Source organism: Methanomicrobium antiquum, assembly GCF_029633915.1.
Taxonomy (GTDB): Archaea; Halobacteriota; Methanomicrobia; order Methanomicrobiales; family Methanomicrobiaceae; genus Methanomicrobium; species Methanomicrobium antiquum.
In genome coordinates, this window is record NZ_CP091092.1 from 592378 (window position 1) to 614978 (window position 22601).

The following is a 22601-nucleotide window of genomic DNA, read 5'->3' on the forward strand; positions in this document are numbered from 1 at the left end:
ATGCACGAATATTACTAATGCCCCTAAATTGTAATACTTTTTTTTAAATTCAGATTATAATAGTAATAATAAAAAATAAAAACTTAATACGTCAATACCTCATATGATAATATAATGGAATCATCATCCCGGAGAAACATTTTACCGTTCACAGCCATCGTCGGACAGGAAAGGATGAAAACAGCACTTCTCTTAAATGCCGTCAATCCAAGAATCGGCGGAGTATTAATAAGAGGCGATAAGGGAACAGCCAAATCAACAGCCGTTCGTGCACTTGCTGAAGTTCTGCCGGAGATTAATGTATCGGTCAACTGTCCGTTCAACTGCAACCCCGACAATGAAAAGGAGATGTGCTACTTCTGCCGGGAAAAATCTGAAAAGCCAAAATCATACAGGCGAAAGGTAAGAGTTGTTGACCTTCCGCTTGGTGCAACAGAAGACAGGCTTTCCGGCACAATTGACATTGAAAAGGCGATAAAGGAAGGCAAAAAGGTAATTGAGCCGGGTATACTTGCCGATGTCAACAGGGGAATACTCTATGTTGATGAGATTAATCTGCTTGATGATCATATCGCGGATATTCTTCTTGATTCCGCTGCAATGGGGGTAAATGTCATTGAAAGAGAAGGAATCTCACTGTCGCACCCGGCAGTCTTCATTCTTATCGGAACAATGAACCCCGAAGAAGGCGAACTTCGCCCCCAGCTTCTGGACAGATTCGGCCTTCAGGTATCTGTTGAGGGAATAAAGGACATTGATTCAAGAATAGAAATAGTAAGGACAGCAGAAAATTTTGAGAAAAATCCTGAAGAATTTATTAAAAAATGCTGTACCGGACAGGATGAACTCAGAAATAAAATAGAGGCTGCCGCAAAGATATTGCCCCTTGTTGAGATTACAGATTCACAGATCAGAAAGATTGCAGAAGTCTGCATAAATGCCGGAATTACAACACACCGCGCCGAGATTACGGTCATGAGAACAGCAAAGACAATTGCGGCGCTAAAGGGGCAAAAAAATGTTGAAACAGAAGATATAAAAGAAGCAATACAGCTTGCCCTTCCCCACAGGATGCGGAAAAAACCTTTTGAAGAGCCTGAACTTGATGAGGATATGCTAAACGATATCTTAGACGAGCCGGATGACAAAAATGAAAAGTCGCCCGGTGAGAAAAATCAATCAAACCAGCCTGAAGAGAGAAAAAATCCGCAAAGAAACGAAGAGCCTCATTCCACAGGCGATCCTGAAAAAAACAGTGATAATTCCAAAGACAGAGAAAAAGAGGATTCATCCGAAGTCACGTATGCCGTTGGAAAGCCTGTCGATATATCAAAGATTAATGATGAAATACACAAAGACAGGATGAAAAGAAAAAATGCAAGCGGGAAAAGGGTTGAATCAGGGGTGTCTGGTAAAAGAGGGCATTACAGGGGATTTGACATTTCAAAAGAGCCTAATGATATTGCGTTTGACGCAACAATCAGGGCAGCAGCACCGTTTCAAAATCAGAGGGAGAAAGAAGGGCTTGCAGTTTCACTTAAAAAATATGATTTGAGGGAGAAGAGAAGAGCTGGAAAAATTTCAACAGCCTGCATGTTTGTCGTCGATGCAAGCGGTTCGATGGGTGCAAAGAAGAGAATGGAAAGCACAAAAGGTGCAATTTTATCAATGCTTAATAATTCCTACCAGAAACGCGACAGAGTAGGTCTCGTTGCATTTAAAGGTGACAGGGCTGAAGTTCTCCTTCCGCTGTGCTCAAGTGTTGACCTGGCAAAGAAATGCTTAGAAGAGCTTCCAACAGGAGGAAGGACTCCTCTCTCCGCCGGACTTATGAGAGGACTGGAGGCATTAATGCAGGAGAAGAAGAAAAACGGCGATGTTATTCCACTTCTTGTGTGCATATCCGATGGAAGATCAAACTCCTCTCTTTCGGGAAATATAAAACAGGAGCTCTTGGCAGTTTCACAGGAAATTTTCAGGAACAATATTCATACCGTATTAATAGATACTGAGGATTTATCAGGCGGATTCTTAAAAATGCAGCTTGGCTACTGTAAAATGATTGCAGAGCACTCGCAGGGAAGCTATTATTCACTTGATGAATTAAATCAGGAAAATATTTCAGAAATTGCATCAAAAGAGATGGATTTCTGCGGTGAACTTTTAAACTAAAGTTTTTTTAAAAAACGTTCATGAAACAAATTTTCATGCACTGTTTCATGAAAATTAGAATTTGATTTTCAGGGTAAAATATTCTGTTTTTCACAGTTTTTTGCTACCCGTGCTATCCGTTTACATAGATTTCGTCATCATAGATTACCCGCCCTGAAGGAACATGTATCAGCATTACAGACACGACATCTCCTGGGTTTAGTTTATCCCAGTCCTGTCCCAATACTGCCTGAATGGAATCTTCTCCTGAACTCCCGTAATCAGATTCACCATAATTTTCTGCCGGATATGCAGTCATTCTGGTTCCTGCCATAAGTGTGTAATTTCCAAAGTTTATGTCATCAGGGAGAGGATTGGTAGTCCTGTTCCATTCAGAAAGACCTAGACCGCTTCCAAGAGGAGAAACACCGCCCCCGTTAGAATAAAAATTCTTAGAACCAGGAGTTACAGCTGTATCATTTGATACCGGATTTTCGTCCTTATCATAGGTTTTCCAGGAAGTCTTAAGCTTAAGATCCTTTGTGCTCACAGGGCTGTTTACAGAGAGAATATCAATCTCAAATTTGCTGTCCGCGGATTCGCCTTTATTGACAATAATATTAGTCTGTGCGGTTATCTGAATATCAGTGCTTCCGCCGGAGTTTCCTGCAATTCCGCCGGCAAAACCCGAGATAACGGCGGCAAGGATAATTACAAGAGTCAGCATCAGCATGATGCCTACAACCGGTGAAACAGCTTCATTTTTTTTTCCTGATTTAATCAAAAAATCTCTCCTCCCCAAAATTATCTGAATATACTGTCAGCCGGAAAAAATAAAAATATTTTTCCGTGTTTTATGCAAAACTTTTACCGGCTTATTTAGAGATTACGAGTTTACATCATCCCGCATACAGCATAAGGATTGTTCTGGGGGTTTTTAAGTTCAGCAAGCATCTTTTCATCTACTGAAAATTTGTTCATAACTGTTACATATTTATCATAGTTGTCTAGGTTTTCTACCATATCAACAGTTTTTGAGACTTTTTCGCCCCAGGAAGGCCCTGTCCAAACAGAAGAGTCAAAGTCAAATCCGAGAGCAAGACCGGTTCCTGTTTTGGCTTTTTTGTTCCAGAGAATAAAGATTCCAGCCGGCCTTGTGCCGTATTTTTCCGTCAGATATGCCTGGTCATCAGATGTAAAGGAAACTGAATTTAATACTCCGCCCTTTCCGGGAGTCATATCCCAGATTGTCGGGAATATATCCTCTTTACACCAGGTCGGCGCTGACATGGCAACATATGATGTATCTTTGGTAAGCGGCAGATTCTCCTCTACATATTTTACAAGAATGTATCCGCTTGAAACACCGGGGCAGAAATGATTGTGAAGAGATGCCGCATACATAAGATCATATGGTGCACCATGTGCCCATGCATTTGATAGTGAAAGAATTGAGAAGGCGTTTGCTCCAAGCGCCTTTTGTGTTGCATCCCCATCCTCCGTGTTGGCAAGCATTTTATCAATATCACCTGTAACTAAAGCTACTTTTGAAAATGCACCTTCTTCAGCCAGGTTCATGATTTCTCCCTTTGTCATTGAATAATATCTTTCTGCAGGCTCAAGATAGAGGCCTTTTCCCGTATTTTTATTATAGAAATAAAACCATAGCGGCTTTGAGTCGGCCCGGTTTATCTGAAAAAGTGTGTCATCAGAATTCTGAAGACCAGAAACATGTGTTATCCCTGAAATTGCTTTTTGTGTTGTATACCCGTTAATCAAAACCCGCCCTGCGTCTGTAAAGCAGGCAACATCAGAATCACCGTACTCAAAATCCAGTTTTTCCATTGCAAGTGCGGCAGAACGCTCTCCTAGCTCATAAAAGCGATAATCATCAGTTGTTTCGGCAAAAACCGGTGCAGTCATCAGGCATAAAAGAAAGATGCCTGTTATCAGTCTTATATATTTGTTCATTTTAATCTCCTGTTTATCACCTGAAGCGAAATCTGGCATGTATTTGTTCAAAACAAAACACGATGTCGTAATTATAACACCTCCTGTAATAAATTAATGTAAAAATTATTACATAATATAATAAAAATATTACTAAATTAAAATAGATTTTTTTTTGATATGAAATAATGCTTATATAATTTAAAAAAATAATTCTAATCCTGTGTAGTTTTACGAACCATGATGAAATATATAAATGATGTAAATTAATTTGTTATAAAACATAAATATTTTATTTGTGCCAAAAATTTGATTGAAAGGAGAATTAATGACAAAAAAAGACAGAAAAAAAGATCATTTTTTCATTGCATATAATGAAAAAATAAAAAGGACTAATAAAAAAACCGGTGAAATAGAGACAATTTCAGGGGATTTTCAGCATGTCATAATTAATGGAGAAGAATTTGTTGATGTCAAAGATTCACTCATTCCGTATAAAAGAGAAAATTTTCCTTTCAGTATTTACGATATCGATTTTACTAAAATCAAAGATTCAGAGGATCTTTTCATAAATGGGAAAAAAGAGAACAAAAATTTAGTCAGACACATTGGCATCAAAGGCAAAGAATATATTTTTTTAAACGGCAGTTATGAAGAATTCAGAAGATTTGCTTATTCATCAGATAAACTTTTGAAAAACAAAAAAACAAAGAATATAATTACTATTGGTGCAGTTTTCTTAGTTTTGATAGCCACAACAGTCATTTTTTTGTTTGGTGTGGGTGACGAAACCGCAGAGGCAGCACTTGATCTTGGAAGTAAAATCAGCACATATGCAGGTTTTTCGGATTATACATCTGAAGAAAAGATTAAATCGGGATATTATAAAAAAACCTTCTCCTGGGAATTTGATGGAAGGAGTGACAAATTTTTATGGTCAAATGCAGAATCACCCCGACAGTTTTCAATAACTGCAAATATCTCTAAAAATTCATATTATCAGTCTCAAAAAGCTGATCATTTAAGCAGAAATTTTTCAGAATATATATACAATACACACAATCAGGAGGCAGTAGAACAGATTGCTGAAAAAATACGCAGTTCAGGAGAAAAATACGGATATGGGAAATATGAAAACGCAATGAACGCAGCATCATTTGTTCAAAACTGCATTGTGTATGCCAGTGATAAAGAGACAAAAAATTCTGGAGAATACTGGCGCTATCCTGTTGAAACATTAATTGACGGCACAGGAGACTGTGAAGATACAGCAATCCTTCTTGCGGCAATACTTGATCAGATGGATTATGATGTCATAACTTTTGGTCTTTTGGGGGTTGGAGAGAACAAAAATGAGGGACATGTCGCAGTGGCAGTAAAGGATGTTATCAATCCTGTGTGCGGGAACTGCGCACTGATTGAATTTAAAGGTGAAAATTACCTTTACCTTGAATCTACAAATAACTGGGATGTTGGATTTATACCTTATGATTATTATGGAAAACTGGCAATAGAAGGTGCAATAGAATAATCTCTTTTTTAAATCTGTTTTTCTTCAGAAAAACGTTCATGAAATTATCATTTTATGCAACAGTTTCATGTAAGTTACGAAGTAACTTACATCGCAAATCATTCATCAAACATAATTATACTTTATTGCAACATATAAAAAAATATTAATTGTTGATTGTGTAATACTTAAATTAAAAAAGTTATTACTCAAATGAAATCAGTATTCACAACATGCACTTAAAAAACCAAAAACAACAATACAATTGGTAAATATAAATTAACATAAAGTAAATATATTTGTAGAATGATTTGATCTGATTAAAAAACAATCAGACTTCACAATAAAAAATCATGAACACCTTCATAAAACCGGATGAAATTTTCAATGATAACATACATTCTGCAAATAATTAACGAAGAATGTAAAAAAATTCATTCCGGTATTATCTAATAGTAAAGATATTATTATTTACAATTCAAATTAGTTAATCATTATTCATGAGAATGCGGATGAAAAATATGACTAAAACACAGGTTTAGAAAAAATGGAAGGAAAAACACTTGATACCAGTCAGCTCACCAAAATAATGATTATAGCAATTGTTGCAACTCTCGTGCTGGTCGCGGCTGTCAGTGCATTATATGTAATAAAAATATTTTCAAATGACAATAATGATGATACTTTTCTGCCAGATGAAAATATTATAAAAACAACAATTCCAACACAAATTCCATCTCCGGTACCTGATGCAAACACTCCTGAAATAAGTGATCCAACAATATATCAGACTGCAGATCAGTCTTCAAACATATTTACAATGCCGGTTGACAAAAGCGCTGATGACAAAGTACGGGTTGTTGACAACTATACTCCAAACGATCCATATTTTTCACCACCTGAGTTTAACACAACATCAGCTGATTATAGTCTTTCCCTGGATTTTTATAAACTTCTTTATGAAAATAAAATAAAAGACATGAAATACACTCCGTTAAGTGTAGTTGTTAATGTTGGAAAAGGGCCTTTGGTAGTTAATTTCAAAATTTCAAATGTTAAAGTGACAACAGGGAAATCCTCAACAGGAGGAGGAAGCAGTCCGAAATACAGTTCAGGTGTTCACACATTTACAGGTGTTCCAACCGAAGTGCCTTTCTATTCATTTCTAAATATAAGAGTTTCAGACAACATGACAGGAGAACTCTTAAAAGAAGGCGGATTTAGCAGACAATTTCCATCCACCGATGAACAAGATATCTTCATCTATGAAACAGGAGAATTTAGAATTGATCTCTACGGAAGCGGTCTTGATACTGATCTTAAAATCTTTTCAGGGACAGTACCTGAAAATCCGGACGCAATTCCTGTTGATTCTGCAGCATCTGTTAAATTTTCTGAACTAGGGAAAAGTGAAGAATCATCAAATGCTAAAAACACAGCACCTCCTGAAGAGGAATGGTGGTGAAAGATTTAGATGTCTGATATAATTTTAGCATCTGAAAGAGAAAAAAAACCGGAATTAAAACCTGATTCTAAAAAAGATACTGAATCAGAATCATGCACAAGAATTTCAGAACCAAAAGATAAAAGTGATAATTCTGACTTTGAATATGACTTTGAATTTGAATCAGCTGAACCTTTAGATGAATCTCTAATTAAAACTTCTATTGAGAGTGAAAATTTAAGGGAATATAAAAAAAAGCCTGTTTCAGACACTAATAACAAAAAAACAAATGAATTATTCAAGTCTGCAAATGATTTGCGGAGTAAATTATTTTCAGGTAAAGAAAAGGATGATAATGAATTAAAAAACAAAAAAACAAACCGGTTAAAAAAGGCAGTCAGTTATAAAAATTTCATTTTGAAATCCGGTAATAAAAGAGAATTATCTGATATAAGCGATACGAAAAAAAAGGATATTGAAAACGATACATCTAATATAAAAAAATCAGCTCTTAAAAATTACCTTGAATCAATAAGTGAAATTACATCGGTTTTAAATCCAAAAAACCAGGCAGTTTATCCAGAATTAAAACCACATATATTTGACTATCCCCCCGTTCCTGATATAAAAGACTTCAAAGGAGAAACAGATGATGAGATACTTGACCGCTACTGGTTAAAACCTCCTCATTCTTATGCAGTTATTATAAATGACAAAGACAAAAACAGAAAATATCTTGTATTTGAACCAAAAATATCTGAAAAAGAACATTTAATTCTTGAAGAAACTGATGCACAGCTTAGATCAGCAATCCTTTATGACCGAAATCTTCAAAAAGAAGAGCTTAAATTTGATTCTGAGATGATTCTTCGCATAATAAAAAATCTTGATCCGGAAATTACTCCTAATAGAACAGGAATAATATGCTATTATCTGGAGAGAAATTTCCAGGGCTACGGGAAGCTTGATCCTCTGATGCATGACGAGGGAATTGAGGATATAACATGCAACGGCCCTGACATTCCTGTCTTCATATTCCACAGGAAATACTCAAATCTGCCTGTAAATATTTTATTTGACGCAAATGAACTGAATAAATTTGTCCTTAAAATTGCACAAAAAGCCGATAAACAGCTTTCATTAACAGCTCCACTGGTTGATGCCGCTCTTCCTGAAGGAGCGCGTGCACAGATTACGTATACCGACGTTGTCTCCTCAAAAGGAAGTTCATTTACAATAAGAAAATTTAAGGCAGATCCTATGACGCCTGTTGACTTAATTGACTACGGGACGTATGATGCGGAAATTTTAGCATTCATATGGCTTTGTGTTGAAAACAGAAAAAGCGCAATTGTTGTTGGGGGAACCGCATCAGGAAAAACTTCAATGATGAACGCATTTTCACTTTTTATCCCTCATTTTGCAAAAATTGTTTCAATTGAAGATACCCGTGAGATTCAGATGCCACATAAAAACTGGCTTCCGATGAAGACACGTGAGAGTGCCTCAGAATCAGGAAAGGGAAATGTCGATATGTTCTCGCTTTTAAAAACAGCGCTCAGGCAAAGACCTGAATATATAATTGTCGGAGAAGTAAGAGGCGCTGAAGCCCAGACTCTTTTTCAGGCAATGAACACAGGACACACTACATACTCAACTTTGCATGCAGGAGGTGTTGAACAGGCAATTAACCGACTGACAACAAACCCGATTAATGTACCTGTCGCAATGTTTGGAGCACTTGACCTGATGATAATCCAGCAACTCCAGTATATAGGCGGAAGAATGGTCAGGCGTTGTATAACAATAGATGAGGTTGTGGCAGAAAAAGATCAGATCTCTTATAATGTGCTTTACAAATGGAATCCTGCAAAGGATAATTTCAGAAGAGTTGCCAAAGAATCAAGAATAATAAATGAGATTGCATATAGTCATGGCTGGAGTATTGATGAAACCCTAAGACAGGTGGAAATCAGAAAAGAGATTCTTGAGGGTCTTTTGAGGCATAATATCCGAAATTCGGATGAGATAACAAAAGTGTTTGACGAATTTTCAAAGAGCGGCAGATATGAATTTACAGAATAATTTTCTTATATCCTCCCTAAACACAGAAGAGTTTCAAAAATCTCTTAAGGCAGCTCATATCCCTGTACCTGCGGCAGAATACCTTCTGCTTTTAATTCTTGGAACTGTTCTTGCAGGGATGAACTATATACTGATAGTCAATTTTTTGATACTTCTTGAAATAGAGATAAACCCGATATCATTTCTGCCGCTACAGACAACAGCTGTTCTTTTATTCTTTGTTCTTGTCTTAGGGATATTCCTCTTTGCATATATGTATCCGCAGACCATTGCAACAGGAAGAAAGACCAAAATTGAGCTTGAACTTCCATATGCAATAACATACATGCAGGCTCTTTCTACAACAATGACACTATTTTCCATTTTTAAGAGTGTTGCTGAGAACAAAGATCTCTATGGCGAGGTTTCAGAGGAGTGCGGTATGATAGTAAGGGATGTTGAATATTTCGGCGATGACCTTCTGACAGCTATGAGAAACTTACAGGAATACACACCATCTCCTAATTTTTCAGAACTTTTAAATGATTTAGCAATGGTTTTTAAGACAGGCGGCAGTATGACAGACTTTTTTGCCTCAAAATCTGCACATTTCCGCGAAACTGCAATGCAGGAACTTGAAAACACATTAAAAACAATGGAGATTATGGCGGAGATTTATGTAACCGCATTTGTTGCAGGTCCTATTGCAATTATGATAATGATTGTTGCACAAAATCTCTCCGGACAATCAACAATAGATCTTTTAGAGCCTCTTATGTACATTGGCCTTCCTATTGGTGCTACTGCCATGATCTTTCTTTTATACATCATGATGCCGCCCGACAGCCTGTCTGTCAGCAAAAAAGAGGTTGCACAGGCAGAATACATAGATACCAATATAGAAAAAGACAATCCTGAAATTATTGATGATAAATTTCTAAAAAATCTTCAGGCTAAAAAGCAGGCTATTAAAATAAAATCAATTTTGAGAAATCCACTTAGATACTATGTATCCGACTACCAGTATGGTCTTGTTTTTGGAATGCTTCTTGCATTTGTAGTGCTTCTTTTGCATATGAATGGTTTTATTGCAGAAATATTTCCAGATTATTCATTTGAAGCATTTATCTGTATCATGCTCATTGCATTTATGCTTCCAATAACATTTGCATATGAAGCCAGAAACTGGTATCTTAAGAGATTTGAATCCCAGCTTCCCGGATTTCTTAGGGAAATTTCCGATATGAAAGATATGGGAATGACACTTCAAAGTGCTATTCATATAATTGCACAAAGCAAAATAGGAGTTTTAACATCAGAAGTTAAAATTGCATCAGAAGAAATTAAGATGGGTACAAGCGTTTCCGGTGCATTGTACAAACTTGAAGAAAGAATTGGTCTTGTATCTGTTAAAAGAGCAATATCCCTTGTTATTAAGGCAAGTGAAATCACAGATCACCTGAGAGAAATTCTTGCAATTGCTGTAGGCGACCTTGAACACTACCTGAAGATGAAAAACGAAAGATTTGGTGTGTCTTTTATCTATGTCGCAATAATTTATCTATCATATGGAATATTTCTTTATTCTGCATACCAGTTAAACGTCTCATTTGTGGAAAGTTTTAAGGATTTTGATATTAATTTCAACCTTGCCGCTAACATCTCGGAAATGTTTCACATATCAATTATTCTTGGTTTTTTTTCAGGAATTATGGCAGGACAGCTTAGCTCAAATAACATCCTTGCAGGATTAAAGCACAGCATGGTTTTCATGGCGGCATCGCTTGTTTTGTTCGCGGTTATAATACAGGTATAAATTTAAAGGAGGTTTCTAATATGAAAAAAAGAACCAATGAATTAAATTTTTTGAAGAGAGCCGAAGAGGGAGTATCTCCTGTTATTGGAGAGATGCTTATGTTAAGTCTTGTTTTAATCCTTGTCTCTCTCTTTGCAGTTTCTGCAGGGCAATACATTCCACAGGACAGGGAGCCTTCCTTAACTATAATGACAACAGGGAATCCGGAAGACAACTGCAATCTGACATTATGGCATAAAGGCGGAGATACAGTACAAAAGCGTGATATCAAGGTGATTTTTTCAAAGGATGATGACAGAAATGTTTATTATTCTGATAATATCACCATTAACGGCGTTTCTGATTCCATGAATTTCATGCCTGGTGATTCTATGAAAATATCCACTGGAGTGGATATCAGAGGCTATGATGTACAGATGGTAGTTTCGAAGTCTGTAATTTATTTTGGGAGGGTTAAGAATTGAAAAATGATTGTGCAGTAGCTCCTGTTGTTGCCGGACTTTTAATTCTTGCAGTAATTGTTACTGTAATATCTGTTTATTTTACAACATATGTTCCCTCACTTAAAGAGGAGGCGGAGATTGAGCATCTTTCAAATGTTGAAAGGGAATTTTTATTATTTTCATCAGATATTGAAAACGCTGTCTGGCAAAAATCAGAGGGAAGACTTTCAAGAAATATTGAGCTTGGTGGAGGAGATGTTTTTTTATCCTCAATTAAATCAGGCGGAGTTTTGCAGGTTTTTAATGATTCTGTTCTGTACCAGATTAAAAACAGTTCAGGAATTTCTAAGAATTTTTCAGCAGTCAGATTCTCATATACTCCTATAAGCAATTTCTGGCACAATCAGGGTTATTCCTGGCAGTTTGGTTATGTAAATCTTACAACTGAGTATGGAGAACAAACCCCTCTTTTATACAGTGATATGAACTCTGTTAAACTTAAACTAAATACTTCTTCAAATAGTTCCGGACTTTTTTCATCTCTGTTTGATATAAACTGCATGTATGAGCCTGTTTTTGAAAAGGATGCCTATGGGAATTTCACAGGTACAAATTATTTAAACTGCACTGAGATTTCTATGACTCTTACAGGATTTAAAACCGGAGAGAAAAATTATGCAAGTGGAAACGGGCTTTCAGCACTTAGTCTTGAAACACAGATAAATAATTATGATTTCACAGAAGAAAAGATCAATTTCACGGTTTTTGAAGAAACGCCTCTAAATATCAATGAAACTCTCTGGAAAGATATGAATAAAAAGCTCGCTTTGATTGAAAAGAGGAAATTTAATAATGTTCATGTTTTGTGCTATCAGGAAGATATTGATTCACACATTGGAAATTCGCTTGGAATATCATTTATTGACCCGCTAAAAGTAAAGATTAGAGAGATTAATCTGATAATTTCAGCACAATAAAAAAAAACTTTCATTTTAGAGGGGGATTTTTAAAATCCTCTGAATATTACTTTTCAATTTAAAAAAGAAATTAAAGACTCTTAAAAAAATCAAAAGTCTCTAAAAGTCCGTCTTTTAAACTAACCTTGGGTTTCCACCCGCATGCATCTGAGAATTTTGAATAATCTGCATATGAATAACGAACGTCTCCCGGGCGGGGTTTTGAATATATGGGTCTTACTTTTACTCCGGAAATTTCTCCCATTATTTCCAAAAGCTCTTTTAATGATGTCCCTTTATTGCATGAAACATTAAAAACACCTTTTGCATTCGATTCCATCGCTTTAAGATTTGCACTGACAATATCCTTAATATATACAAAATCACGGGTCTGATTTCCGTCTCCAAATACAACAGGCTGTTGCCCCTTTATTATTGCATTAATAAAGGCTGGAATTGCCGCGGCATATGATGATCCTAAAAGCTGGCGCGGCCCGAATACATTGAAATACCTAAGTGCGGCAAAGTCGATTGAATAAAGATCGGAATACACATTTCCGTAGTATTCGGATGATAGTTTTTGGACAGCGTAAGGAGACATGGGCTCGGCAGGCATATCCTCTGTTTTTGGCATTTCAGTATTGTTTCCATATATTGCCGCAGATGATGCCATAACTATTTTTTTAACATCAGATTTTCTGGCCGCTTCCAGGATATTTAATGTTCCTGTCAGATTTGCTTCATGTGAAACAGAAGGGTTTTCTACAGAGAATGGAACAGACGCAATTGCGGCTTCATGAAAAATAAAGTCAACATCTCTGCAGACCTCAGGCAAAACATCTTTGTCTGTTATACTTTTCTGAATCAGGTTTATTTTATCGATATTTTCTGAAAGATTCTTCACATTTCCGGCTGATAAATCGTCTAATACGGTGACACTGTGTCCTTTTTCAACAAGTGCATCAACAATGTGAGAGCCTATAAAACCGGCGCCACCGGTTACAAGATAATGCATTCAAAATGAGTTTTGTTCAAAAATAAATAGAGCTTGCGATTGTAATTCAGAATTATCAGTTCATAATATCTGGAATTATTAGTTCTTAAAATTCTGAGTAATAGTTTGGTTCTTCTCCATTTTTCTGAAAGTTAGGATTATCCAAAAAGAAAAACAACTTAGAGAATAACTTCTAAATGTGATGATATGTCCAATAAACATTACAAATAAAGGGAATGCATCTCTACATTCACATCTATGTTTTCATTTGTGGGCTTTAAGATTATTGATCTGGAAGAGTCAAAAGAAATACTTACTGTCACTCTGGATGCAACAGAATTACCAAGATGTCCCAAGTGCGGTTGAATTATGTAATCGATATGATGATGTCTATATCAGATCTGTCAATGATTTTCCTGTTCCCATTTTTTCCTGTCGTATTCAGTTCCCAGTATGCCAAATTCGATGCAAATGTGGATGCCTGGGTGGCCAATATATTGACTTTGTCAATCCTTATTCATACTGTACCAAACGATTTGAAGCATATATTGCAACTTTATGTTCCAAAATGACAATTTCATCAGTTTCTCAGGTTACTGGCCTTGACTAAAAGACAATCAAAGCTAATCGATTATTAGCAAGGGAGGGGACAGGCCCCTCCCTTAAAACCCACCCCGCTTACGATAGGTCACCGGAAGGGGGCAACAAGCCCCTCCGGCTCCTGGGGATGTTTTTTACATAGCGACAAATCAATTCCAAATTAGGGTGATAAGAAATATGGCGAAGAGTCAATAGTTTTTTTGAATAATAGTTTTTATTAGCTATTTTTAAAAGTTCATGAAATTTTATTATCTGCTTTCTATAGCAAAATAAACACAAATTCCAATAATTATCAAAATCAGACAAAAAATCTCTTCAACAGATGAAATCTCTGCAAGAATCATACTGAAAAAATAATCATCATATCTGTTTTTAGTTACATATGGTCCTAAAAGAGGCCAAAACCAGTTTTGAGGATTTGACCACATATTATCTCCTGCCTGATGAACTAAAATTCCGGATGCAAAGGAGAATAAAGTCGGATTTTTAAATTTAAGATAAATAACTGTTCCACAAATCAGAAGAATAATCATAATCCAAAAGCCATGAAAAAAAATTCTTCCTGAACCTATTGTTTCTGAAAAAACAATATGTCCAAGAGGCTTGTCTATTAAATCCGGAATAATGCTTCCAAAAGCTGTTATCAAAATGACGCGTCTGTCTTTAAAGATTAAAAAAAGAATAAATCCTGCGACAAATCCTGATAAAAGGTGGCAGAAAAAAAGCATAAAATTAGTGGGTTACTGGTAGAACAACCCCGTTTAAATAAGGTTTTTCATAGGTTACAGAATAACCGTCCGGAAATATAATTACGGTTTTGTGAGGAACAACCATAGAAGCGTCAGGCGAGAAATTTTTAAGAACCGGGTTATCCTTTAAAAAATTGTCCATATAATTTCCAATCTCATTATACGGCAGTTTTGGCGTTTTATAAGATGTTTTGTTCTCTGTTTTATCAACTTTCGCAAAAGACGGAATTGTAACTGACACTTCTTTGTCATTCATGTAATTAACAGTAACATCTCTGCCAAGCTTTTGTTCAATTGCATCTTTTAGCAGATTTTCCTTTCCCGGAGTAAATTTAAAAGCAATATATTCTCCAAGATTTAACTGATATGAACCAACAATAATTGCACTTCCATCAGTATTGATTGTAATTTCAGCCCCCTCTGTATTATATGCCAGTGCAGAGGGAATAAGTAAAAGAAGGATTACTCCTGCGGCTAAAAAACCCATACATTTTCCCATACAAATCACTCTGGCAGGTATTATGTAAAAACTTGTATATCAAAGTGTAGGATAGTCAAAAATCAATTCAGATTATTTTCAATTTACATACACAATTTAAATTATATCAATGCAGTTGAAATCATTTCAGCCAGTTTTATATTGAATTCAGATACTTTTTAATTTATTAACCCAATTCAACTTATATCAGTTCACTTCAAAATGTCATCAGGGAGTGGCAAAAAAACCCTGATTTTAACCAAACTTAATTTATTAAGACAGAATATATTAAAAGAGGCAATGAAATCCGGGAAAAAAAACCTGATAATTATCTCAATGACGTTATGGTTAGTCATTCTGATAATTTTCACAGTTCTTTCGTCAATAATAAATCTGGAGATATTATTTGTTTTATGGTTAATCGGGCTTTTGGTAATCCTTGAATTATCCGATTCTGTATATCTTCAGCCGCATTATATCAGATATATCAAATCTGTAGCCGCTGTTGGCGTAATTGTGTTCTTCATAATTGTTGCTCTAAAGGTAATGGAGATAATCGGGAAATGAAAAAAATAATAATGCTTTTTTTATTGATTGCAGTATCTGCATTATTTCTTTTGATTTTTGCTCCATATACACAAAACACCGAGCTTTTCTCTCCAAAAGACATTCCCGGAACAGACAGCAACCTGAATCCTGATGCATTAAAACAAATTTCAAGGGAAAAGTCTGAAGAGACCTTATCAGTGATGCAGGATTTTATTTCACTTTCAGAAACAATTATACTAAATATCAGATATGAGAGAGTAGAGGATGCTTATGATGATATTGAAGAGTATAAAAATTATCTCTCAAAATACGACAATCTTGTAATCAACCTTGATATGACAAAATCAGAGATTGAGGAATTCAGAAGAAACAACAAAGAGCATCTGAAAAATCTTGAAACACTTGCAAAACAAAATGAAGAGCTATTAAAACTGGAAATGCTTCAAATCCGGTATCAAAACTCAGATGATATGAATAGTTACTATTCGGTTACATATAATATAACACAGCTTAGAGAAGAGATTTCAGGAACTAAAAAAGATCTGGCAGAAACTACCGAAAAAACAATTGAATCCGGAGAAAAATACAGTCTTCAGACAGAATCCCTCAATACTTCAAAAAAAGAGATAGAATTCATCGGAGTTTTAAAAAGAGAAGATGATATTTTAGCAAAACCTGAAGGTGGTGGAAAATCCTCTTTAAACACCACCCATCCAAAAGATTCTGAAATGACAGGTGGTGGGTCTGACTATGAAATAACTTCGAACCCGACAGAAAAAACCCCGACACTTCAGGATACTTTGGAAAGTACTATCAAACCAAAAACACCTCATGCAACAACTAAAATCTCCGGTCAGGAATCGGGGAAAGATGATGTTTTCCTGGATTATTATCCTTTTAAACACTTAAATTTATTAATTAAGAATTTTTTGAGTATTTTTTCATCCGATAAAAAAACCGAAGATAGTTCTGATTCATTTTTGCTTTTGGCAACAGTATTGATTGTTGTTTTAAGCTTTTTTGGCTTTGTTAAGATACGGAGAAATAAGAGCAAAAAGAAATACAAAAAGAGACTGACCAAAGATAAACCCGATAAAGGCGAAATAGGAAAAAAAGCAGGAAAAAAAGATAAAAAAGCGAAAAATCAAAATCTGACAAATATTCAGGATGAGTATCAAAGGCTTATCTCTTCTTCAATGGAGGATAAAGCCTTCAGGCTTCTTGCAGATAGTTTGTTTGGCACTGTCGCACATTCACAAAAAATAAAATACAAAAAATCTCTTACAAATAATGATTTTTTAAAGCTACTCCCTGAGAAGGAAAAGACAAGGCTTCTTTCGTTTGTTATGCTTTATGAAAAGGTAGTATATTCGGACAATAAAACATCTGAGGACAAAGAGAATCTTTATTTGTTATTTTCTACACTTTATGAAATTTATGAGGGCGGGATATGAAACCGGCTGTTATAATTTCTATTCTTCTTATATTGTTGTCTTTATTTGCAGTAGATATTCATTTTTCCTCTTCTTATGATGAATACAGCAGTTATAATTCAAACTGGAACGGCACATCGCTTTTTGTTTCTGATGCATTGGCAAATGGTGCGGTTTTAGTTGAGGATTATGAAGTATTATCATCTGCTAAAAATTCAACATTAATAATAATAGAGCCTGAAGATAATTTTTCTCCGGATGAATTAAGAATTCTTCGTGAATTTAAAAATAACGGGAATATAGTATTTATATCTGAAAAATCCGGACTATCAAAAAATCTTTTTAAAGTTCTTGGAACAGACATTTCAGTCCTTAAAATAGATTTAATGTCTGTAGACAGGGAATTTGACAATCCCGGATTTATAATTGCGTATGTAAATAAAAATGATACTTTAACAACAGGAGTAAAAAGCATTGTCTTAAACCGGCCTTCTTCTGCACAAGGAGGAGATGTTTTAATTTCCACATCAATACTAAGCTGGATTGATGAGAATAAAAATAAAAGGGCGGATTTTGATGAACCTTTTGGAAAAAGAGGAGTGTTTGTAAAGTCCGAAAATACTTATCTTCTCTCTGACTCAGGTATATTTTTGAATTCGTTATATAAAGATGAAAAATTAAAAGATAATAAAAGGTTTATATCAAATCTGCTCAAATCCTCAGATAAGATATATCTGGAGAACAGTCATTCAAAAATTGCATTGGAAGATGGTATCTTAAAATATCTAAACATAATGCGCAAAAATGATTTTATCAAAACGGGGGCGGCAACAACTATAATATTTTTATTGGTGCTGTTCGTCTTCAGGGGGAAAAATGACCAACAGTGAGTTTGAAACTGAAATTCAGTCAATATGCAAAAAATTTGCAGAGATAAAAGATACATGTTCTGAGTTTATTGTCGGCAATGAGCATTTAACAGAGGCAGTATTCATCGGAGTGATAAGTGACGGGAATGTTTTGATTGAAGGTATGCCCGGCACTGCAAAAACTTCGGTAATCAAAATAATATCACATCTTCTTGGATGTAAAACAAAAAGAGTTCAGTGCACTGTTGACATGCAGCCGGCTGATATTCTTGGTGTCAGAATCTGGAATACTGATATCCGTGAATTTGAGCTAAAAGAAGGACCTATATTTACAAATATTTTATTAATCGATGAGATAAACCGCCTTCCGCCCAGAAGTCAGAGCGCTTTTATAGAAGCTCTAAGTGAAAAACAGGCAACAATAGATGGTATCACAACTCCGCTGAAAAATCCTTTCTTTGCAATTGCAACACAAAACCCGATAGAACAGGAAGGAGTATTCCCGCTTATTGAAGCGCAAAAGGACAGATTCATGCTGTGTGTGAAATCCGGGTTTTTAAAGGATGATGATGAGTTAAAAGTAATAAAAAGAGAACAGGAAGGAAATCTGGACATAATACGTTTTCTTAAAAAAAAGCCTCCTGCATTATCCCCTTCTGAGATAATAAAAATTCAGGATATTGTCAAAAATCTGAAAGTCTCGGATTCGGTTATGAACTATATCAGAAATATTGTTGTTGCAACAAGAGAGCACGGGGATGTGAAACTTGGAATAAGTACAAGAGGGAGCATTGCGCTTCTAAGAGGTGCAAAGTCTTACGCATGTTTAAAGGGCAGGGATTATGTAATTCCTGATGATGTGAAAAACATTGCAAGACTTGTATTTCCACACAGGCTTATTTTGAATTACGAGGCTGAGATAAGTGCAGTAACGCCTGAAAACATAATAGAACAAATTCTTGACACCATCGAGGTGCCGTAGAAAAATGCCTGACAAAAAGGATTTTTTTGCTTTGGTTATAGTTTTCCTTATTTTTTGTGGAATTTTTTTCCGGGACAAAAAAATTATTTTTGCAGGTTTCTCTCTCTTATTCATACTCCTTTTTGATTATCATGAGCTGAATAAAAAGATAGATTTTGCAGTTTTAAAATTTTGGTACTTGCGAAAACCAAAAAAAACAATAATATCGCGTGGAAGCACCGTCTCTGTTGAGTTGGAGTATGAAGCATTTGTTCCTGAAAAGACATCAGTTCAGGTTATTGATATAAATCCGAAAGGCTCTGTCTTAACACAGGGCAACTATAAAAGTCCTGTTTTAATTAAATCCAAAAAAGGTAATCTCAGATATGAGATTTTATGCCGTTCTCATGGAAAAAATATATTTCCAGGATTTATTCTAAAAATTAAAGATGGTTTCTTTGAAAGAGAGATTAAAGTATCTGAGAGCGATAAAAAAAATACAGAAATCAGTGTTTTTCCAAAACCTTCTTTTATTGAGGGAACTTTTTACCCTCTTTCCGGTAAATTAACAGACAAACCGGCAATATTTAAAAGCTACTTTGTTAAATGGATTCGCGAATATACACAATCTGATGATCTAAGAAGGGTTGACTGGAAGGCATCTGCAAAATTTAACAAACTTTTTGTCAGAGAATATACAGGAATTGAAAAAAATATTCAGACGATAATAATTGATGTTCCGGAAACCGAAGACTTCGGTGCTGAAGAAAAACTGAGATTTATTAAGGATACTGCAGGTTCGGTAATCAAAAATCAAAAAAAAGAGAAGATAATTTCTTTTATTTTGATAGCAGGTCCAAATCTCATATCAGTAGTCCGTTGCAAAAACAACCCTGAAGAAATTTTAAGCCTGATAAACAGCATAAAAACAGTATTTTCCGATAAGCATCTCTATGGATATTCTCCAAAAAATGAATTTGATTTTGCCTTTAAGTCAGATTATAGCAATTCTGTCAGGGAAAAGTCTTTATTTTTCCTGAAAATGAAAAAACCACATATTTTTGAGAGACAGATATTCAACGCTCTTAAGGATAATGTATATGGAAAAGAGATTTTATTAATTTCCGTTCCAAAAAACGACTTAAGCCACTTAAGGATTGTATGTTCTGCATTTGATGCATTAAATCTTAAATCTTATTGCTTTATTCCTAAAGGCGAAGATTCAGGACAATTCTTTAGAAAAATTGCCGGCATCGGGTTTGATGAGGTGACTTTCGTATGACAAAACAAGGATTTTCTGGTGAAAATGCACAAATTAAATCTTTTAAAATACAGTATGTTGTATTTTCATTGACAATTTCAGTGTTATCGTTACTATCAGTTTTTTTATCCGGCAATTTTTCAGATCTGATTTTTTCAGCCCGGATTTTTGCACTATTTGCATTTCTTTTTGCATCTTTTTATTCATACATTAAAATTAAGCCTCTCTTCGCAGTGGTTTTTGGTGAAATTGTTGTATTTACAACCGGGGATTTCTTAATTATGTTTATTATTCAGGCAGTCATCGGAGTATTTTTTTATCTTTCATATGTATCTGAAAAGAAGTCTGATATTTTTAGATATCTGCTTCTTTTATTGCCTGTCTGCCTGATATTTTCTTTATTTTCAGAGATTCTAAACATTTTTGAATATCTTTTATTGTGTATTTTATTCCTGTCGGCATTTTATCTTTTAATAAAGATAAACTGGAGAAGAATTGCCAGGAGAACAAATCCTAAAAAAACAGAGGGGTATAAATGAAGGAAAAAATATCAGATTTCAAAAACAGATTCTACATCAACGGACATTACAATATTTACGCTCTATTATCGCTGATATTAATCTGTTTTTCTGTTGTTCTTTTGTTAATTGCATATCTTACAGACAGAAATGACTTCACAACTGCAGTTTTAATAGCAGTTTCGTTTGCAAATTTTCTTGCCGCAGTAATAATTGCGGGATTTAGCAGGTCAGGAGGAATAAATCCTGATATTTCATCAATGCTTTATCCGTCACATTCAACAGAACTGGCCAAAATGCTCTCTTTATTAAAGGTTTTTGGAGATGCACATTTTATTCCAAAGAGCGCTTCTGAGGAACCATATACACTGCAGTTTAATCCTCCCGGAGAATATCAGGGTTTTTCCTGGAACAACAAAATGTTTTCAATGGAAGATGAAGAAACAGCCGGCTTTTTTTCCAGACCTTCTTCATATTCACTGATGAAAATGCTTTATAAAAAAGCTGGACTTTTCATTCCCGATTATGATGATTCCAATGAAACAAAATATTACGGGGATTTCAATCCGAAACAGACTGATGTTTTTTCAGAGATACTAAAAGAAGTCCTTTGTGAATATTCATCATTTTGTGATGAAGTAAAAGTCTCTTCAAACAGCGATGAATTAATAATTACTCTTAAAAATTTCAGTCTGATATCGGGGTGCAGTGAAGTGAGAGAAGAGTCTTTAAAATGCTGTACAGTTGCGCCATGTCCTGTGTGCAGTCTTGTTGCCTCCCTCACTGCAGAGTATTTCAACAGTGTTGTGTCTTTCTCTGCAGTATGGCCGGATTATAAATCTGGAGATTTGAATATTATCCTAAAGGCTCTCTCACATCAACCCAGAGATGAAGATCGCGATAGCTTGCATTGATTCTGTCAAACCCTGTTATATCATCCGGGGGACAATCATCTGCGAAAAGCAAAAGCTGGAGTTTATTGTATTTGGATGAGGGAAATTCAAACTGATATAAAATCTCCTCTGTTTTGTTGTTCGAAACTGTTTTTGTTATTCTGTCCAGGAGAACCATTCCTAAAACAGATGATGTGTTTGTTTTTTCATCAAAAACCTGTGATACAGCATAGGTTTCTATGAAATAATTAACATCTCTGTATTCGTGATTTCCAACTCCGATTATTAAATCCTGCATTTCACCGGCGGCAAATTTTGTCGGGTAATCAGCGGCCATACCTTTTTCTCCAAGGATATAAAACTCAGTGAATTTTTCTCCTTCTTTTGGAACAACTATTACAAAAACAGTTGTTGCAATTGCGGCAATTATTGAGATTATCAGAACAACTGAAAGGATTTTATCTGTTTTTGTCTGGTCTTTTGAGAACAGTTCTGAATTTGCCTCAGAAATCATCTCTTTTAGGGGTAATCTGAATCTTTTCTCTTCAGGCTGTAAAAAACGCCTGTATTGCGCAATTACAAGCATTGCCGTTGTGAAAATTGCAAGCGATATTACAATAGGGTCAAGTCGTATCCCAAATGGTGTGTAGTTTAAAAAAAGCCCTATTAGTGGAACTACTGCAATTGATAATCCAAACGAGAGTGCGGTTCGTTCAATTCCGTCTATGTCTTCATTTGATGGAAAAAGCGCCGCAATCAATGAGTAGCCCGGTATGAATAAGACAACCGGGAGTGCGAATAAAACTCTTAGAAATGTCTCATTCAGAAAGGGTACATATATGAAGACTACAGCTAATATCAGCCAGAAAAAGACTGCAACCAAATCTTTAAACAAATATTCAGGAGAAAAAGCATCTGTTATTGTATCGTATATATCATCGGGCACAAAAAATCCTCAAAAA

21 protein-coding genes are annotated in these 22601 nt (G+C 35.3%); 15 read left to right on the plus strand and 6 right to left on the minus strand.

The window, feature by feature from the left end:
• The first annotated feature begins 114 nt into the window (after nucleotides 1-114).
• On the plus strand, nucleotides 115-2172 hold the full coding sequence (locus L1994_RS02835; RefSeq protein WP_278100179.1) for a magnesium chelatase subunit D family protein: 2058 nt from the start codon (nucleotides 115-117) through the stop codon (nucleotides 2170-2172).
• 112 nt (nucleotides 2173-2284) lie between these two features.
• Here the strand turns inward: L1994_RS02835 and L1994_RS02840 are convergent, their stop codons facing one another.
• Together L1994_RS02840 and L1994_RS02845 are read right to left on the minus strand one after the other, a co-directional pair.
• The gene (locus tag L1994_RS02840; protein WP_278100180.1) at nucleotides 2285-2935 is read right to left on the minus strand and encodes a type IV pilin N-terminal domain-containing protein; all 651 of its coding nucleotides are present in this window, start codon (nucleotides 2933-2935) and stop codon (nucleotides 2285-2287) included.
• 110 nt (nucleotides 2936-3045) lie between these two features.
• The gene (locus tag L1994_RS02845; protein ID WP_278100181.1) at nucleotides 3046-4122 is read right to left on the minus strand and encodes an FmdE family protein; all 1077 of its coding nucleotides are present in this window, start codon (nucleotides 4120-4122) and stop codon (nucleotides 3046-3048) included.
• 307 nt (nucleotides 4123-4429) lie between these two features.
• Here L1994_RS02845 and L1994_RS02850 point away from each other — a divergent pair, with 307 nt between their 5' ends.
• From L1994_RS02850 to L1994_RS02875, 6 genes are all read left to right on the plus strand, one after another.
• The gene (locus L1994_RS02850; RefSeq protein WP_278100182.1) at nucleotides 4430-5632 is read left to right on the plus strand and encodes a transglutaminase-like domain-containing protein; all 1203 of its coding nucleotides are present in this window, start codon (nucleotides 4430-4432) and stop codon (nucleotides 5630-5632) included.
• A gap of 526 nt (nucleotides 5633-6158) precedes the next feature.
• On the plus strand, nucleotides 6159-7076 hold the full coding sequence (locus L1994_RS02855; RefSeq protein WP_278100183.1) for a hypothetical protein: 918 nt from the start codon (nucleotides 6159-6161) through the stop codon (nucleotides 7074-7076).
• A 9-nt stretch (nucleotides 7077-7085) separates the two neighbouring features.
• Nucleotides 7086-9140 (plus strand): type II/IV secretion system ATPase subunit, encoded by a 2055-nt coding sequence (locus L1994_RS02860; RefSeq protein ID WP_278100184.1) that lies wholly within the window; start codon nucleotides 7086-7088, stop codon nucleotides 9138-9140.
• A complete protein-coding gene (locus tag L1994_RS02865) occupies nucleotides 9124-10935 on the plus strand; it encodes a type II secretion system F family protein (protein WP_278100185.1) in 1812 nt (603 codons plus the stop codon). Before L1994_RS02860 ends, L1994_RS02865 begins: the two co-directional genes overlap by 17 nt.
• A 20-nt stretch (nucleotides 10936-10955) precedes the next feature.
• Nucleotides 10956-11399, plus strand: coding sequence for a type IV pilin N-terminal domain-containing protein (locus L1994_RS02870; protein WP_278100186.1), 444 nt, complete (start codon nucleotides 10956-10958; stop codon nucleotides 11397-11399).
• Nucleotides 11396-12355, plus strand: a complete 960-nt coding sequence (locus L1994_RS02875) for a flagellin (protein ID WP_278100187.1) — start codon at nucleotides 11396-11398, stop codon at nucleotides 12353-12355. Before L1994_RS02870 ends, L1994_RS02875 begins: the two co-directional genes overlap by 4 nt.
• A 70-nt stretch (nucleotides 12356-12425) precedes the next feature.
• On the opposite strand, the gene L1994_RS02880 is transcribed toward L1994_RS02875, so the two are convergent.
• On the minus strand, nucleotides 12426-13349 hold the full coding sequence (locus L1994_RS02880; protein ID WP_278100188.1) for an SDR family oxidoreductase: 924 nt from the start codon (nucleotides 13347-13349) through the stop codon (nucleotides 12426-12428).
• Nucleotides 13350-13656: 307 nt separating this feature from the next.
• On the opposite strand from L1994_RS02880, the gene L1994_RS11920 reads away from it, so the two are divergent.
• Nucleotides 13657-13938 (plus strand): helix-turn-helix domain-containing protein, encoded by a 282-nt coding sequence (locus tag L1994_RS11920; RefSeq protein ID WP_422656652.1) that lies wholly within the window; start codon nucleotides 13657-13659, stop codon nucleotides 13936-13938.
• Nucleotides 13939-14176: 238 nt separating this feature from the next.
• Here L1994_RS11920 and L1994_RS02885 read toward each other — a convergent pair whose 3' ends face one another.
• Nucleotides 14177-14656, minus strand: coding sequence for a metal-dependent hydrolase (locus L1994_RS02885; RefSeq protein ID WP_278100189.1), 480 nt, complete (start codon nucleotides 14654-14656; stop codon nucleotides 14177-14179).
• A 4-nt stretch (nucleotides 14657-14660) separates the two neighbouring features.
• Nucleotides 14661-15176 carry a hypothetical protein gene (locus tag L1994_RS02890; RefSeq protein ID WP_278100190.1) on the minus strand — a complete coding sequence of 172 codons (516 nt, stop codon included), beginning with the start codon at nucleotides 15174-15176 and terminating at the stop codon, nucleotides 14661-14663.
• 279 nt (nucleotides 15177-15455) lie between these two features.
• On the opposite strand from L1994_RS02890, the gene L1994_RS02895 reads away from it, so the two are divergent.
• Genes L1994_RS02895 through L1994_RS02925 form a run of 7 tightly spaced genes read left to right on the plus strand, consistent with a single transcriptional unit; the run spans nucleotide 15456 to nucleotide 21660 of the window.
• The gene (locus L1994_RS02895) at nucleotides 15456-15722 is read left to right on the plus strand and encodes a DUF8044 family membrane protein (protein ID WP_278100191.1); all 267 of its coding nucleotides are present in this window, start codon (nucleotides 15456-15458) and stop codon (nucleotides 15720-15722) included.
• Nucleotides 15719-17158, plus strand: coding sequence for a CDK-activating kinase assembly factor MAT1 (locus L1994_RS02900; RefSeq protein ID WP_278100192.1), 1440 nt, complete (start codon nucleotides 15719-15721; stop codon nucleotides 17156-17158). Before L1994_RS02895 ends, L1994_RS02900 begins: the two co-directional genes overlap by 4 nt.
• The gene (locus tag L1994_RS02905; protein ID WP_278100193.1) at nucleotides 17155-18027 is read left to right on the plus strand and encodes a DUF4350 domain-containing protein; all 873 of its coding nucleotides are present in this window, start codon (nucleotides 17155-17157) and stop codon (nucleotides 18025-18027) included. Before L1994_RS02900 ends, L1994_RS02905 begins: the two co-directional genes overlap by 4 nt.
• Nucleotides 18014-18988: an AAA family ATPase gene (locus tag L1994_RS02910; protein ID WP_278100194.1), complete on the plus strand. Its 975-nt coding sequence runs from the start codon at nucleotides 18014-18016 to the stop codon at nucleotides 18986-18988. Before L1994_RS02905 ends, L1994_RS02910 begins: the two co-directional genes overlap by 14 nt.
• Nucleotides 18989-18992: 4 nt before the next feature.
• A complete protein-coding gene (locus L1994_RS02915) occupies nucleotides 18993-20249 on the plus strand; it encodes a DUF58 domain-containing protein (protein ID WP_278100195.1) in 1257 nt (418 codons plus the stop codon).
• On the plus strand, nucleotides 20246-20767 hold the full coding sequence (locus L1994_RS02920; protein ID WP_278100196.1) for a hypothetical protein: 522 nt from the start codon (nucleotides 20246-20248) through the stop codon (nucleotides 20765-20767). Before L1994_RS02915 ends, L1994_RS02920 begins: the two co-directional genes overlap by 4 nt.
• Nucleotides 20764-21660, plus strand: a complete 897-nt coding sequence (locus tag L1994_RS02925; RefSeq protein WP_278100197.1) for a hypothetical protein — start codon at nucleotides 20764-20766, stop codon at nucleotides 21658-21660. The genes L1994_RS02920 and L1994_RS02925 overlap by 4 nt, the downstream gene beginning before the upstream one ends.
• On the opposite strand, the gene L1994_RS02930 is transcribed toward L1994_RS02925, so the two are convergent.
• The gene (locus tag L1994_RS02930; protein ID WP_278100198.1) at nucleotides 21602-22585 is read right to left on the minus strand and encodes a DUF1616 domain-containing protein; all 984 of its coding nucleotides are present in this window, start codon (nucleotides 22583-22585) and stop codon (nucleotides 21602-21604) included. The genes L1994_RS02925 and L1994_RS02930 overlap by 59 nt on opposite strands.
• Between the last annotated feature and the right edge of the window lie 16 nt (nucleotides 22586-22601).

Excerpts from the sequence above, each read along its gene's own strand:
- L1994_RS02915 (WP_278100195.1), top strand. The coding sequence starts at position 18,993 with ATGCCTGACAAAAAGGATTTTTTTGCTTTGGTTATAGTTTTCCTTATT.
- L1994_RS02850 (WP_278100182.1), top strand. The coding sequence starts at position 4,430 with ATGACAAAAAAAGACAGAAAAAAAGATCATTTTTTCATTGCATATAAT.
- L1994_RS02845 (WP_278100181.1), bottom strand. The coding sequence starts at position 4,122 with ATGAACAAATATATAAGACTGATAACAGGCATCTTTCTTTTATGCCTG.
- L1994_RS02925 (WP_278100197.1), top strand. The coding sequence starts at position 20,764 with ATGAAGGAAAAAATATCAGATTTCAAAAACAGATTCTACATCAACGGA.
- L1994_RS11920 (WP_422656652.1), top strand. The coding sequence starts at position 13,657 with ATGCAACAGAATTACCAAGATGTCCCAAGTGCGGTTGAATTATGTAAT.
- L1994_RS02910 (WP_278100194.1), top strand. The coding sequence starts at position 18,014 with ATGACCAACAGTGAGTTTGAAACTGAAATTCAGTCAATATGCAAAAAA.
- L1994_RS02885 (WP_278100189.1), bottom strand. The coding sequence starts at position 14,656 with ATGCTTTTTTTCTGCCACCTTTTATCAGGATTTGTCGCAGGATTTATT.
- L1994_RS02835 (WP_278100179.1), top strand. The coding sequence starts at position 115 with ATGGAATCATCATCCCGGAGAAACATTTTACCGTTCACAGCCATCGTC.
- L1994_RS02890 (WP_278100190.1), bottom strand. The coding sequence starts at position 15,176 with ATGGGAAAATGTATGGGTTTTTTAGCCGCAGGAGTAATCCTTCTTTTA.
- L1994_RS02870 (WP_278100186.1), top strand. The coding sequence starts at position 10,956 with ATGAAAAAAAGAACCAATGAATTAAATTTTTTGAAGAGAGCCGAAGAG.
- L1994_RS02855 (WP_278100183.1), top strand. The coding sequence starts at position 6,159 with ATGGAAGGAAAAACACTTGATACCAGTCAGCTCACCAAAATAATGATT.
- L1994_RS02865 (WP_278100185.1), top strand. The coding sequence starts at position 9,124 with ATGAATTTACAGAATAATTTTCTTATATCCTCCCTAAACACAGAAGAG.
- L1994_RS02900 (WP_278100192.1), top strand. The coding sequence starts at position 15,719 with ATGAAAAAAATAATAATGCTTTTTTTATTGATTGCAGTATCTGCATTA.
- L1994_RS02905 (WP_278100193.1), top strand. The coding sequence starts at position 17,155 with ATGAAACCGGCTGTTATAATTTCTATTCTTCTTATATTGTTGTCTTTA.
- L1994_RS02860 (WP_278100184.1), top strand. The coding sequence starts at position 7,086 with ATGTCTGATATAATTTTAGCATCTGAAAGAGAAAAAAAACCGGAATTA.
- L1994_RS02880 (WP_278100188.1), bottom strand. The coding sequence starts at position 13,349 with ATGCATTATCTTGTAACCGGTGGCGCCGGTTTTATAGGCTCTCACATT.
- L1994_RS02895 (WP_278100191.1), top strand. The coding sequence starts at position 15,456 with ATGAAATCCGGGAAAAAAAACCTGATAATTATCTCAATGACGTTATGG.
- L1994_RS02920 (WP_278100196.1), top strand. The coding sequence starts at position 20,246 with ATGACAAAACAAGGATTTTCTGGTGAAAATGCACAAATTAAATCTTTT.